The organism is Variovorax sp. dw_308, assembly GCF_019207085.1.
Taxonomy (GTDB): domain Bacteria; phylum Pseudomonadota; class Gammaproteobacteria; order Burkholderiales; family Burkholderiaceae_C; genus Variovorax.
Genome location: NZ_JAATOM010000015.1, coordinates 28910 through 42714, shown reverse-complemented (window position 1 = coordinate 42714; position 13805 = coordinate 28910). Strand labels below are relative to the sequence as shown.

Annotated in this window: 6 protein-coding genes; 3 read left to right on the top strand and 3 right to left on the bottom strand. The window is 69.5% G+C overall.

The genetic code is table 11. The features are described from left to right. Window positions 1–18: 18 nt before the first annotated feature. A complete protein-coding gene (locus tag HCU76_RS24535; protein WP_218510867.1) occupies window positions 19–3360 on the bottom strand; it encodes an adenylate/guanylate cyclase domain-containing protein in 3342 nt (1113 codons plus the stop codon). A gap of 126 nt (window positions 3361–3486) precedes the next feature. Here HCU76_RS24535 and HCU76_RS24530 point away from each other — a divergent pair, with 126 nt between their 5' ends. Genes HCU76_RS24530 through HCU76_RS24520 form a run of 3 tightly spaced genes read left to right on the top strand, consistent with a single transcriptional unit; the run spans window position 3487 to window position 10835 of the window. Then, window positions 3487–7599, top strand: coding sequence for an AAA family ATPase (locus HCU76_RS24530; protein ID WP_218510866.1), 4113 nt, complete (start codon window positions 3487–3489; stop codon window positions 7597–7599). Further along, a complete protein-coding gene (locus tag HCU76_RS24525) occupies window positions 7596–9869 on the top strand; it encodes an FAD-dependent oxidoreductase (RefSeq protein WP_218510865.1) in 2274 nt (757 codons plus the stop codon). Before HCU76_RS24530 ends, HCU76_RS24525 begins: the two co-directional genes overlap by 4 nt. A 6-nt stretch (window positions 9870–9875) precedes the next feature. Then, window positions 9876–10835 carry an acetoacetate decarboxylase family protein gene (locus HCU76_RS24520; RefSeq protein WP_218510864.1) on the top strand — a complete coding sequence of 320 codons (960 nt, stop codon included), beginning with the start codon at window positions 9876–9878 and terminating at the stop codon, window positions 10833–10835. Between the two features lie 66 nt (window positions 10836–10901). Here HCU76_RS24520 and HCU76_RS24515 read toward each other — a convergent pair whose 3' ends face one another. Beyond that, entirely contained in the window at window positions 10902–12923 is a 2022-nt protein-coding gene (locus tag HCU76_RS24515) for an FAD-dependent oxidoreductase (RefSeq protein ID WP_218510863.1), read from the bottom strand. A gap of 79 nt (window positions 12924–13002) precedes the next feature. Then, entirely contained in the window at window positions 13003–13647 is a 645-nt protein-coding gene (locus HCU76_RS24510; protein WP_213958595.1) for a Crp/Fnr family transcriptional regulator, read from the bottom strand. Window positions 13648–13805 lie beyond the last annotated feature (158 nt).

Below are 13805 nucleotides of genomic sequence, written 5' to 3'. Positions count from 1 at the left end.
AAATTCGGCAGAGGAACGTCAGCAGAGGAACGGAAGCACCATCAGCGCATCGGGCTCCAGGCCGGCGCGTTCGCAGACCGCCTGGGCCTTCTGGAACCAGCCCTCGGCCTGGGCCGGGCGTCCCGCGTCGAGGTACAGGGTAGCCAATCCATCGTAGCAAGGGAAGAGCAATTGCGGCTCGTCGATCTGCTCGGCCAATTGCAACGCTTCCGTATAAGACGTGAAAGCCTTCGCCGAGTCGCCGTGGCACTGGTAGATCTGGCCCAGCACGATCAGCGGCACGGCCAGGTGGTCGAGCAGGCCGAGGCGGCGGTCCAGGCTGGCGGCGGCGCGCGCGGCCTCGATGCCCTCGTCCTCGCAGCGGTTGGTCAGCGCGCAATAGGCGACGGCCAAGTTGGCATACAGGCGCGACTGGAAGCCGAGGTCGCCGACCTTCTTCGCGGTCGCGAGGCCGCGCAGGCAGGTGTCGATGCTGCGCTGCGGGTCCAGCGTCGCATAGAGCACGCCGAGGTTGGTGTAGCCGCGGCAGGCGGCCTGCAGCAGGTTGTGGGCCTCCGCCTGCGCGACGCTGAGCTCGATCTGTTGCACGGCTTCCGCCTGCCGACCGAGCCGCGCGAGCGTGACGCCCAGCGTATTGCAGGCCGCGGCACGGACCACGATCGCTTCGCGCGTGCGGCCCGCGCCGTCGGTGTCGGCGTCGGCGGGAACCTCGGCCAGCGCGCGTTGCGCGAGCGTGAGGGCGGTGGCGTTGTCGCCGGCGCGGAAGGCGAGGCGGCCCATCTCCTGGAACAGGTGAGCGCGCTCGATGGGGTCGCCGCCCTCGCCCAGGCGCGCCAGGCCGGCGCTGAAACAGGCGCCGGCGCGTTCGCGTTCGCCGGCCTCCCAGTGCAGGCCGCCGATCTTGCGCAGGACGCGCGCGCTGCGCACGGGTTCATCGCGTGCCTCGATGGCCTGCCTGACCGCGTCGTAGTGCGCCAGCGCTTCGCTGCGCCGGCCCTGCAGGCCGAACAGGTCGCCCAGGCGTTCGCGCGCATCGAGCCGGGCGGCGTCAATCTGCGCGATGGCCTGCGGCGTTTCCGGCAGCGCATCGGCGAGGGTGGACAAGGCGCGCTCGTAGTGGCGCAGCGCATCGTCGTTGGCATACACGCCGCGCGCCCAGTCGCCCGCCGCCAGCAGGTAGTGCGCGCCGCGGGCCTTGTCCGGCGACAGGCTCCAGTGATGGCCGAGCGCCTCCAGTTCGGCGAGCCGGCGCGGGCTGCTGCTGCGTGCTTCATCAGGCGCGCCCGCCGTGGCATCGGCGTCTTGTTCCGCCGCGATGCGGGTCACGGCTTCGAGCGCGCGGCCGGCGCGGTGATGCAGTTCGGTGCGCCGCGTGAGCAAGAGGTTCTGATAGGCCACGTCATGCAGCAGCGCGTGAGTGAAGCGCCAGTCCGCGGCCTCCGTCGCGCCGGCGCGGACCAGGTCGGCGGCGGCGAGCCGGGCCAGCGCCGCATCGATGAACACCGGTTCGCTGGCGATGCGCCGCAACAGCGCGGGGCTGAAGCGGGCGCCCAGCACTGCGGCCTCCTGCAAGGCGCGGCGATCTTCCGCGCCGAGCCGGTCGATGCGCGACAGCAGCAGGCCGTAGAGCGTCTGCGGCACGTCAAGCGCATCGTGCGCCGCCTCGCAGACCCACCGGTCGCCCTGGCGCGCCAGCACACCGGCACCGGCCAGGCTGCGGACGATCTCCTCGACGAACAGCGGATTGCCACCGGCGCGCGCCGCGACCAGGTCGCGCACCGCCGCGAGGTCGTCGCCCTCTGGCGCGCCGAGCAGATGGTTCACCAGTTCGCGGGCCTCGTCGTCGCGCAGCGGACCGAGTGCGACCGCTGATGGCTCGGCCCGCGCGACAAGCAGCGCTCGTGCGTCGGGGCGCTGCGCGACCAGCAGCATCAGCGGCCGGTCGGCGAAGTGGTCCACGACTTCGCGCAGCAGGCCGAACGATGCGGCATCGGCCCATTGCAGGTCGTCGATCACGAGCAGGAGCGGCTGCGCCGACAGCCGCCGTTCGATCAAGGCGCGCGCGGCCAGCGAGATCTGGCGCTGCAACTGCTCGGGCTCGATATCGGGCGGGCGGCCTTCCTGGATGCCGAGCAGGTAATGGATGACCTGCGCGACCGCTGCGGCCTCGTCGGCATCGGCGCCGAGGGCCAGCAAGCCTTCCTGCAGCTTGCGCCGGGCCACGTCCAGCGAATCGCCGGCCTCCACGCGGTAGGCATCGCGGAACAATGCGCCAAAGGCGCCGTAGGTCGGTTCGCCCAGTGGCGAGCAGGTGGTTCGGCGCACACCTGTGGCGGCCAGGCGCGGGTCATCCGCGAGCCGCGCGAACAGTTCGGCGAGCAGTCGAGACTTGCCGGCCCCCGCCTCACCGGTGAGCGTCACCAGTTGCGCCCGGCCCTGCTGCATGCGGTCGAACGCGGCCAGCAGGCCTTCGATGGCATCGCCGCGCCCGACCATCGGCGCGGCCAGGCCCAGGTCGGCCAGGCCGCGTGCGGAGGCCTCGTCCTTGCGCAGGCCGACCAGTCGATACACCCGCATCGGCTGCGCCTTGCCGCGCAGCGCCAGTTCGGCGGGCGCGTCGAAGTCGAAGCGGTGCCGCACCATGGCCTGCGTCGCCTCCGACACCAGCACCGTACCGGGCTCCGCGGCCGTGAGCAGGCGCGATGCGGTGTTGACCGTGTCGCCGGTCACGGCATAGGTGCCGCCCGCACCGCTGCCCAGGCTGCCGGCGACCACGGCGCCGGTGTGCACGCCGATGTGCAGCGTCACGCCACGGCCCAGTCGCGCGGCCCAGCGCTGGCTCAGGCGCTCCACCCCCTGCAGCATTTCCTGCGCGGCCTCGATGGCGCGCAGCGGGTCGTCCTCGTGCGCGCGCGGCGCGCCGAACACGGCCATCACCGCATCGCCGACGAACTTCTCGACGAAGCCGTCGTAGTGGGCGATGGCCTGGGCCATCGTCTCGAACAAGGCGTTCTGGAAGCTGCGCACGGTCTCGGGGTCGAGCCGCTCGGCCAGGGAGGTGAAGCCGGTGAGGTCGGCAAAGAGGATGGTGACCTGGCGGCGGTCGGCCTCGTGGTCGGCGGTCTCGGTCGCTGGCGCTGCTGCGGGCGTTGTCGTAATTGCTGCTGGCGATGGCGGTGGTGCGACCAGCGGCGCGGCGTTGGACTCGCGTCGCGCACCGCAGCGCGGACAGAACGCGAAGTCCGGGTCGCATGCGCAACCGCACGCCGGGCACAGACTCGCCAGCCGACGGCCGCAGCGCGGGCAGAAGGAAGCGTCAGGCGGCGCCTGGGCACCGCAGCCGGTACAGGTCTGGGTCATCGTGCGTTCGTGCCCCGATGCTGCGCCGTTTCCGCCAGCCGCGCCATGGGGCCGGCCGCCAGCCAACAGACGCCAACGCCGCGCGCAAGGGGTTCCGCTGCGCCGGTGCGCGGTTTACATTCGGTCATGCAGCCCGGCGCCTACCTCTCCCAATTGCTGAAGACGCAATTGCAAGCAGGGGCAGCGGAACAGACCTCCTGGCGCGAAGCATTCCCCGCCGTGGTCCTGCTGGTCGACATCGCCGGGTCGTCGCCGCTGACCGAGCGCTTCGAGGCGGAGGGCCCGCATGGCGCCGAGCGCCTCAACACCGTGCTCGATCGCTACTTCGGTGAGGTCTTCGACATCGTGGCCGCGTACGGCGGCGACGTGGTGCAGGTCGAAGGCGATGCGGTGCTGGCCGTCTGGCGCGATGACCCAGTGTCGGACGACCCTGCGAGCCGGGCGGCCCGCGCGGCGATCGCGCTACGGGACGCGTTCGACGGACGGCCGCTCATGTTCGATGTGGTGCTGCGTCACCGCATCGCGCTGGCGACGGGGCCGATCACGGCCATCGGCTTCCAGAACCAGGGCGAGCGCGGCTTCCTCCTGGTCACCGGCGCGCCGATCCACGAGCTCGCGACGCTCGCGCATGCCGGCGACCCCGGCGAAATCGTCATGACCGAGGGCTTTGCCGAGCGCGTCGGCCCGATCGCGAGCACCGAAAGGAAGGGGAATACGTTCCGGCGTCTCGTCTCGTTGCGAAACGCCGTGGCGACGATTGGCATGCCGTCCGCCGGTTGCGACGAGCCGGTGGACGCACGCGCCCACCGCTACGTGCCGCGCGTCGTCATGGAGCGCGCCGCCGCTTCCGAAGCAGGCTGGATGGCGGAGTTCCGCATGCTCAGCATCGTCTATACGCATCTGAGCGACCTGGACCTGGGCGCCGAAGACTTCGCCGACCGCATTCGCCAGGCGATCGACGCGATGCAGTCCGCCATCGACCCGCTGCGGGCCGGGGTGTTCGAGCTGGCCGTCGGCGACAAGGGCGTGATCGTGCTGGTCGCCTGCGGATTGCCCGGGCAGGCACGCGAGAACGATGCCGCACGTGCGCTCGAAGTCGCGCGCCGCATCCACGACGGCCTGCACGCGCAGGGCCACGCATCATCGATCGGCGTTTCCACGGGGCGCGCCTTCTGCGGCGACGTGGGCAGCCGCACGCGGCGGCACTTCCTGGTCAACGGACCCTTGATGTATCGCGGCGCGCGGCTCATGCAGGGCGCCCAGGGCGGCATCCTGGTCGACGACGCGACCGTGCGTGCGGCCGCCTCCGCCTCGCACTTCCGCTTCGCCACGCCGCTGCCCGTCGTCATCAAGGGCATGCGCGAACCACTGATGGCGCACCGTTTCAACCCAGGCCCCGATGCGGGCGCACCGCAAGCGCGCGGACCGAAGTGGCTGCATGGCCGCGACAGCGAGGTCCATGCCTTCGACCGGGCGCTCGATGGCCTGGGGCAAGGCCAGGGCGCGGTGGTCGCGATCGAGGCGGAGTCCGGCGGCGGCAAGTCGCACCTCCTGCGACAGGTCGAGATGGCTGCGCGCGCGCGCGGCTTCAACGTCATCCTCGCCACCGCCTCGGCGTTCCAGACGCTGGAGGCGTATGCGGCGTGCCGCGGCCTGGTGAGACGCCTTCTATGGAAGCCGGGCGACCCACCCGATGCGCCGCCTGTGCTGCTGCAGGAGCGGCTGGCCGAGGCGCTGCGCGGCGACCCCTCGGAAGCCAGAGTCGCGCTGATGGAAGACATCCTGCCGCTGCATTTCGAGGACGACGGACTGGCGGCCCATATCAGCGGCCAGGCCCGGCTCGCCGGCCTGGAGGACCTGCTCGCCGCGCTCCTGCTCCGCGCAGCGGCCGACGCCCCGCTCGTGCTGGCCGTCGATGACCTGCACTGGATCGACCAGCCCTCGGCGCAATTGATGCTCGGCTTGTGCAAGCGCTTGCCCCAACTGCTGTGGGTCCTGGCATCGCGTCCGCTGGATGGCAGCGCCGCACCGCACGGCGTGCAACTGTTCGAGCTCGCGCGCCCGCGGCTTTCGCTCGCGCGACTGCCGATGGATTCGATCCAGGCCATCGTCGCCGACCTGCTCGGCGTGCCCGTGGTCGCGAAGCGGCTCGTCGAGTTCATCCACCGGCGTTGCGAGGGCCTGCCTTTCCACGCGGTGCAGCTGACGCTGGCCTTGCTGGAGCGCGGCGTGCTGGCGGTCAGGGACGGCAAGATCCGGATCGTGGAGTCGGACCTCGAATCGGGCATCGTTCCGACGAACGTGCGGGACCTGGTCGTCAGCCGGCTCGACGGCCTGGCCCCCTCCCACCTGATGACGGCCAAGGTCGCCAGCGTGATCGGCCGCTCGGTGTCGGTCGAGGTGGTGCGGGCGATCTATCCGCTTCCGGTAGAGGACGCCGGGATCGACGCCATGCTGAAGGACCTGGTGACGGCCGCCATCCTCGAACCCGACGCGCAGTCCGTCGGCGCCTATGTCTTCCACCACGCCATCATCCAGGAGGTCACCTACGACCTGCTGACCCTGCGGCAACGCCAGCCGCTGCACCGGCAACTGGCCGAGTTCATCGAGCAACGCCATGCCGGCGAACTCCCACCGCATTTCGCCGAACTGGCCCACCACTGGGAGCACGCCACCCAGTTCGACACGGCCATCCGCTACCGCCAGCTGGCGGCCACCTTCGCTATCGAGCGCAGCGCCAACCATGATGCGTTGAACCACGTCGGCCACCTGCAGCGCGTGGCCGCGCAGGCCCGCATCGTCCTGCCGACGCAGCAGGAGGCCGAGCTCGCGCGACTGCAGGGCGACGCCTGCCACGAACTCTCGCGCTTCGAGGAGGCCCACAGCTGGTTCGGCGTGTGCGCCACGCTCAACGAGATCCACGTTCCTGCCAGTCGCGCGGCCGTCACCGCCAGCCTGGCCGTGGAAGCCACGCGCCAGTTGCTCCATCGCTCGGGCCTGATGCGGCGACACAAGGACGAGGAGGCCCGCGCACGAGACCGGCTGAGCGCGCACATCTTCACCCGTCGCGCCGAACGCGCCTACTTCCGGGGCGATGCGATCGGCCTGCTGCACGACACCCTGACATCGCTGAACCGTGCCGAGCGAGCGGCATCGGTCGGCGAGATGGTCGAGGGATTCGGCGGACTGGCCATCGGCTTCGGCACCGCCGGGTTCCACCGCGTCGCCGGCTTCTACGGGCGGAGGTCCATCGCACTCGCGGAACAGGCCGGGTCGCTGCACGACCAGGGCTTCGCGCACCTGCTGTCCGCGGTCTATACCTTCCAGGCCGGGCATTGGGCAGAGATGGATCGTCACTGCGACGCGGGTGCGTCGATCTACCAGCGCATCGGCGACCGCTTCCGCTTCCAGTCGTGCCGCGTCATCCAGGCGTACAGCGATCTGCTGAGAGGCGACTATGCCAAGGCCGAGGCGACCCTGCGCGCCTTCGGCGATGAGGCCGAACAGGTCGAGAACGTGCCGGTGCGCGCCTGGGTGCTGTGCGGAGTGGCATTGATCGACATGCTGTCCGGAAGCGATCCGGCCCAGGCCCTGCGCCGCATCGCGCTGGTGCGCAACGAAGCCCTGCATCGCGCCGAGCGACTGCTGTGCGACGGCATCGAGGCAGCAGCGCACCTGCAGGCCGGCAACGCCGTGCAGGCCCTGCGCGCCGCCACGACGGCGCTTGACAACATGCTGGAAAGCGCGCCGACGATGGGCATCGCCCTGCTCAGCGTGGCGGCCGTGGCCGAGGTCCACCTGGCATTGGCCCAGGGCCCGGCGCAAGCCCACGTTGCCTTGAACACGCGCATGGACCCGGCACGCATCGCCTGCCGCGCGGCTTCTCGCTTCGCCAGCAAGATCGTGATCTTCAAGCCCCGCGAAAGGCTGCTGCGGGGCCGCCTGGCGCTCGCGTCGGGGCAGCCGGACGAGGCGGCCGCGCACTGGCACAAGGGCATCCGCGAGGCCGTCGATTTCTCGCTGCCGCTGGAGGAAGCGCTGTGCCACCTGGCGCTGGCCGGCGTGGAGAAATCGCCGACGCAGCAGCGCGAACACCAGCAACGCGGCGGGGCGATCCTGGACAGGCTGGGCGCCAACCCCTGGACGCTCGGGCCGCTGCTGCCCGCGTCGAACGACGGCAAGACCACCGCGCACCGCGGCGCACTCGAATCGCAAACTCAACCACAAGGGCATGCATGACGACCCCGAAGAAGATTGCCATCCTCGGAGGCGGCATGGCCGGCCTCAGCGCCGCGTGGGAACTCACGCGCACGCCCGAATTGCGTGCTCTCCACGAGGTCACGCTGTACCAGATGGGCTGGCGACTCGGCGGCAAGGCGGCCAGCGGGCGCGACGCGCTCGGCCGCAATCTCGAGCACGGCCTGCATGTCTGGTTCGGCTGCTATGCCAACGTCTTCCACATGGTCCAGGAGATCTACGCGAACCGCACGCCGCCGCCGGGATGCCCGCTGCAGCATTGGACCGACGTGGCAAAGCCTCAGATCTACACGCCGATCGGCGTCAGGACCGCGAGCGGCTTCAGCTACTTTCCGCTGACCTGGCCGACCAACCAGGGCACGCCGGGCCAGGGCGGTGTCGACATGACGCCGGCCGAAGCCTGGACCACGATGTGGAACCTGTTCGTGCTGGTCGTGAAGAATGTGATCCACGGCCTCGGGGCTGCGCCTGTCGCCGCAGCGCCTGTTGCCGCAGCGCCCGCCACCGCAGCGCCTGCAGGGCCGGCCGCGCAGACACTGCCGAGCGGCTTTGCCGCATCGACGCTCGCGCAACTGGCCGGAACCGAACTGGAACGCGCGAAGGAACTGTTCTTCGGCTCGCATGCGGCGGGGATGGCGCTGCACGAACTCGTCGATGCCGGCAACCTGTGGATGAAAGCGCTGCTCGCCGAGCCGGCGCTGGTCGATGCACGGCAGGTCGCGGACCTGCTGGACCTGCACCGCCAGATGCAGGCAAGCTTCCACGACGCCGTCGTGCGCGCCGGCCCCGCCGTGGCTGGCAGCGCGTCGGCGATCGAATGGCAGGTGGTCGAGGAACTGATCGACATCGCGATTGCCGCTGCGGCCGGGTACTTCATCGACCTGGTGCTGCCCGATCGGCCCTTCGAATCCCTCGACGAAGTCGACTTCCGTGCCTGGCTCATCCAGCATGGCGCCAACCCGGGCATCGTGGCGACTTCGACGGTCACCCGTATCGTCTACGACACCCTGTTCCAGTACGCCGATGGCGACGTGCAGCGCCCGTCCTATGCGGCCGGCACGGCCCTCGGCGTCTGCGCCCGGCTCATCGGCACCTTCAAGGGCTCGATGATGTGGGACATCCAGACCGGCATGGGCGAGGCAGTCGTGGCGCCGCTCTACGAGGCCCTGGTGGCGGCCGGCGTCAAGGTTGAGTTCTTCCACAAGGTGACCAAGCTCGAACTCTCGGCCGATGGCCAGCAGATCGAGACGGTGCGCATGGCCCGCCAGGCGGACATCGCCCAAGGCGACTACCGCCCGACCTTCGTGCTCGAGAACCTGGTCTGCTGGCCCAGCGAGCCGGACTGGGACCAACTCGTCGACGGCGCGAAGATGAAGGCCGCCGGTGTCGACTTCGAAAGCCACTGGTGCAACTGGCCGCCCGTGGGCCAGGAAGTCGTGCTCAACCGTGGCAGCGAATTCGATACCGTCGTGCTCGCGATCTCGATGGGCGCCTACAAGCCGCTCAACGACGAGCCGACCATGTGCAATGCACTGCTCCAGCGGGGCGGCCGGTTCGCGGACTTCGTCAACAACATCGGCATCGTCCCGACCCAGGGCTTGCAGCTCTGGTCCAACCAGACGCTCGATGAACTCGGCTGGACCAGCGGCAAGCCGGCCACCGTGTCGGGGCCCGAGTACCTGAACATCTGGGCCGACATGACGCAGGTGCTTGCGGTCGAGCCTGCCGTCGGCTTCCCGAAGCCGAAGTCGCTGCACTACTTGTGCGGCACCTGGTCGACGACGCTGTACCGGCAGCCGTCGACCCAGGCCGGCGTCCCGGCGCAGGCGTGGAACGAACTGCGCTCGCAGGCAGTGGACTGGCTCAACGACGCCTCGGCCTGCATCTGGCCCGCGGCCCGCACGCCCGAGGGCAAGTTCCGCTTCGAGGTCCTCTCCGATTTCAGCGGCGCGACCGGCGGCCCACCCAGCGGCACGCCGCGCTTCGACCAGCAGTTCCTTCGCGCCAACATCGACCCGACCGAATGCTGCGTGCTCTCCGCTGCGGGCACCACGAAGTACCGCTTGCACCCGGCCGAAAGCGGCTTTGCCAACCTGATCCTCGCCGGCGAGGCCACGCGCCACGGCTTCAACACGACAGCGATCGAAGGCGCGGTGATGTCCGGCATGGCCGCGTCGCGCGCCATCTGCGGCCAGCCAGCGACGATCGTCGGCTACGACTTCCTGCAACGCAAGCCTTCGCAAAAAAGCTGAACCACCATGGCCACCCTTCCTCCCTTCATCTCCTGGATCGGGCACGGAGCGGCAAGCCTCGCGCAGCCGGCAGTGTTCACCGGCGCCAGGAGCTTTGCGTTCGGCTTCAAGACCCAGGTCGCCGCGACCCAGCAACTGGTCGATGCCTTGTTGAACCCGGTGGGCGGCAGCCGCGTGCACTACCGGGTGTTGGCCGGGCTCTCGATGATCAGCTTCATGACGGTCGATCGCTGCACCTCGCAGGTCGATGCGATCGGCTGGGAACCGGGGCGCGAGTGCGCGCTCTGGGTGCCGCTGCTCGAAACCAACCATGAGCGCGGCACGCTGCGCATCGTCCTGTGGACGCCCTACATCTTCATCAACTACACGATCGGCCTGCTGACCGGGCGCGACGTCTGGGGTTGGCCCAAGGTGTGGGCGCGCATCGCGGTGCCGGCGGATTCACCGCACGGGGCCGGCGCTTTCACCTGCTCGACGACGGTGTTCGATACCCTCGGTGCCAATACCGAGGCGCAGCTCCGTCCGCTGTTGACGGTGACGAGCCGATCGGCACTGCCGGCCGCCGGCGCGACCGTGCAATGGACCGATGGCCACGATGCGGCCCGGGCGATCGCCCAAAGCCTGCTGGGGGGCTTCGCCGGCGAGCACCTCGAAGCACTCATCGCCGGCCCCACGATACCGACCGTGCAGATGAAGCAGTTGCGCGATTCGCTCGACCCGGGCCTCGCCTGCTTCCAGGCCATCGTCGATTCACCGGCGCAGCTGACCGGCTTCCATGGGGGCGGGCTGTTGCATGCGTCCGACTTTGCGCTCGAGATCGCGACTTGCGAGAGCCACCAGGTCGTGCGCGACCTGTTGGGCACCGCACCGACGCCCGGGCAGACGACGCTCCCCATCGAGTTCGCCGCGTGGCTGGCATTCGACTTCACGGCGCAGCCGGGCGCGGTCGTGGTGTCGACGACTTGACGACTTTGCAATCAAACGCATGACTGCGTTGGACCGCCTTGTTCTGCGCTTGATTGCAAAGTCGTATCAGGGGTTCTGCGCGGCGATCGCGGCCGCGGCCAGCGACCCCGACTCGATGGCCGATTCGAAGCAGCCGCCGCTGAACCGAGTCAGCGTCCAGTCGCCCGCGAGATAGAGGTTGCCGAACTGCGCGGGCCCCGCTGGCAGCCGGTACTGCACGCTGCCCGCCGGCGTCTGCACATAGCGCTCGAAGCCCTCCCAGTTGGCGCGGCAGTAGCGCGACATTTCCGTGCCGGGCTTCATCGGGCCGCCTGGCACGGCGACCGAGGGCCACAGGCCTGCGATCGACGCATCGAGCCAGGCCTGCGCGTCCTGGCAGGGGTCCGCGGGCGGGGCATCCTCGGGCATGCAGCCGCAGAAATACTCGATCGCCTGTGGTGCACCGGCTGCCGGCCAGTCCTCGAGTGGCAACTGTTGCGACATGTCGGCCCACGAGTCGAAGCGCTCCGCATAGGCCGACACGATCGTCGCATCCGATGTCCATCCGAGCTTGTCCAGACCCGGCGCAAGCCAGAGCTGAAAGGCCTCGGTGGCCACCGAGACGCTTTGCGCGACCATGCTCGACCAGCGTGCATTCGCGGCCGCAAGCTGCGGCGCGACAGCCTCGATCACATCGGGTGGCACGGCCAGCACGACCATGTCGAAATCCGTGCCGAGCAACAGCTCGACCTGCCCCGCCGATGTCGTATCGCTGCTCGATTCGAAATTGACACCGTCCGCGCGCAGTCGAGCGCCGTTCACGAGCTGCTCCCACAGCGGCTGGTCCGGCCAGCAGTCGAGGCCTTTCACGACCACGAAGGGCTGATAGCTGCCGCCGACGACTTCGGCCTGCTGGTCGATCTGGATGGCGCCGATGCGCGACTTGTCGGCGCTCAGCTCGATGCCGGTCACGCGATGGAAGAAATCGATCTTCACGCCGCGCGCTGCAAGGACCTCGTAGAGCGGCGTGAACAGCGCGTCGCCTGTGCCGGCGTTCATCTTCCAGAACGGCGCGTGGCGATAGCCCAAGGCCAGGTCCATCACGAAGCGAAAGGTCACTCCGGCGGCCATCGAGCCGTTGGCGAGCGTCGTGGCGTCTCCGTTGCGATAGGCGAAGGTCAGGTCGTAGAGCGCACGGATGGGCGCCGAGTCCAGCGCTGCCTGCGTCGCGCCGTGGCCGCCCAGCCAGCCGCGGAAGTCCTGCGCGTTCAACGTGTCGTAGGCAGAAGGCCCGCGCCCGCACAGGTCGAAAAGCCAGCCGAGCCCGACTGACATCGCCAGGTCGGCCAGGATCAGGACGTGGGTCACCAGCACGGGAAGGCTCGCCGCCGTCGCAGCCGACGTGGCGCGGTCGCTCCTGTCGGGGCAGCCCGCAAGCTGCGCGCGGACGCGTTCAGCCGCCTCCTGCAGTTCGACGCGGGTGGCATCGATGCCCGCGGTGGGGCCGTCCTGCAAGACCGGGGAGGACGCGAGCCGGCGCAGCAGGGCCAGCGCCGGTCCGTAGTTCAACTGTGCGGCCAAGGCCGGATCGAGGTTCTCATCGAGCAGCGCCTGCACCGATTCGGCCATGACGCCCACCAGGGCCTCGGTAGCGGCCGGGGAGACGGGGTCCCCGGGCAGACCGGCGCGCTCGGGCAGCGTAAAGGTCCAGGGTGCCCACAACGGCGGCGTAACGCCGGTCGCCTGCTCCTCGGCCGCTGCCTTCCACTGCGGGGTCACGGCGTCGGTCCAGGCCTTGAAGGGACTGGACGCGCGTGGCGTCCACTCGGCATAGCATGCGCGAATCGTCTGGAACGCTGTCTGATAGCAACCCATGAGGATGTGCAGGCCATGCTCCTCGATGCGCCCGTGGACAGCCATGTTGCGCCCGCTCGCGCACTTGCCACCGAGTCGCCAGCCCAGCGTATGCACGGTGACCTCATAGCGCGCCCGCAGTGCGGGCGTCGCACTCAGCCAGAACGCCGCCGAGATGCCGCCGGGGCCGCCGCCAAGAACCGCGACCTTGATCCTTGCGCCAGACGCGGTGTCCTGCGCTGCCGATTGCTGCATGGGAAGTCCCTCCTCATGGCAGCGTACAGCAGCGGGGTGTTTGCGACGAAGAGAAATTGCGTCGCTGCGCCGGCAAGCCCTACCAGGCCGACGGCAGCTTGCGCAAGATCACCAGCCGCCCGTTGCGCTGCGTCACGTAGCCGCCCGCCGTGAGCTCCTTCATCACGCGATTCACCATCTCGCGCGACGCGCCGACGCGGTCGGCGATGTCCTGCTGCGTGAGCTTCTGCCGCAGCACGCGCTCGTGCCCGATCTGCTCTGACAGTTCATTGAGCACGCGCACCATGCGGCCATAGACGTCCTCCGTCGCGATGCTGCGCACCTGCTCGGTCAGGCGCCGCACCATGCGGATCAGCTTGCGCGTGAGGTGCATCGCGAAGTCGGGATAGTCGATCAGCAACTGGCGCATCTCCGAGCCCTGCACGACGCGGCAGGTGCAGGGCTCCATGGCCTTGATCGACGCGGAACGCTTGGCGCCGTCGAGCGAGAGTTCGCCGAAGTACTCGCCCGGTCCGTATTCGGTGAGCACCACGTCCCGCCCCTCGTCGGAGCTGGCATAGACCTTCACGCGCCCGCTCAGCATGATGTAGAGCGAATCCGTGGCGTCGCCTTCGTTGATCAGGATGGTCTGCGCCGGGAATGCGCGCGTGGCGCCGCGCAGCGCGATGGCTTGCAGCAAGGCTGGCGGCAGTTGATCGCTCACTCCCTCGTCGTCGGGACTCATCGGGCACTCCGTTTTTTTCTGGCATGGCGCGCAACCCGGGGCCACGCGCGACGTTCGTGCGTGGCCCTTGTTGCCGTGCAGCAAATTATCTGGTCTTGTCTGGCTGTGATCAATGTCACATCCGCGATGCGCATTGGGCACTCGTGCGTGGGCGCCCG